This is a genomic window from Pseudomonas sp. 51_B (assembly GCF_017491595.1).
Lineage (GTDB): Bacteria > Pseudomonadota > Gammaproteobacteria > Pseudomonadales > Pseudomonadaceae > Aquipseudomonas > Aquipseudomonas promysalinigenes.
On sequence record NZ_JAFGYW010000186.1, the window covers coordinates 1 to 518 of the forward strand.

Below are 518 nucleotides of genomic sequence, written 5' to 3' on the forward strand. Positions count from 1 at the left end.
GGCTGAGGAAATCGGTCGCGCAGTGCAAAGCGATCTGAACAGATTGAACAGCGGTGTGGAAATCCTCGCCACAGTTGTCGAAGCGATTCATCCACCGGCCGGCGCGGCGAATGCCTATCACAGTGTGCAAGCGGCGCAGATCGGCGCGCAGGCGTTGATCGCTCGCGAACGCGGGGCGGCTGCGCAGGCCACTAACGAGGCGCAGTTGCAGGCGAGCACGGCGCGGGATCAGGCAATGGCCAATGCGCGGGAGATCAATGCAGCCGCGCAAACCGCCGACCTTAAATTCAGCGCCGAACAGAAAGCGTTCACCAATGCCGGCCAGGCCGTCGTGCTGGAGCAATATCTCAGCCAGCTCAGTCAGGGCATGAGTAAAGCCAAGTTGCTGATACTCGATCATCGACTCGGCGGCAGCGCAAATGCGCCAACCATCGATCTGCGTACTTTCACACTGCCGACTGATCCGTCGTCCCCCCGCACCACCGCTCAACCAGGAGCCACCCATTGAGCCAGTCGCC

1 pseudogene is annotated in these 518 nt (G+C 61.6%); it reads left to right on the forward strand.

Annotated features, from left to right (window positions below):
* Positions 1 to 508 (forward strand): annotated as a pseudogene (locus J5M56_RS24300) (SPFH domain-containing protein); the annotation flags it as partial.
* Between the last annotated feature and the right edge of the window lie 10 nt (positions 509 to 518).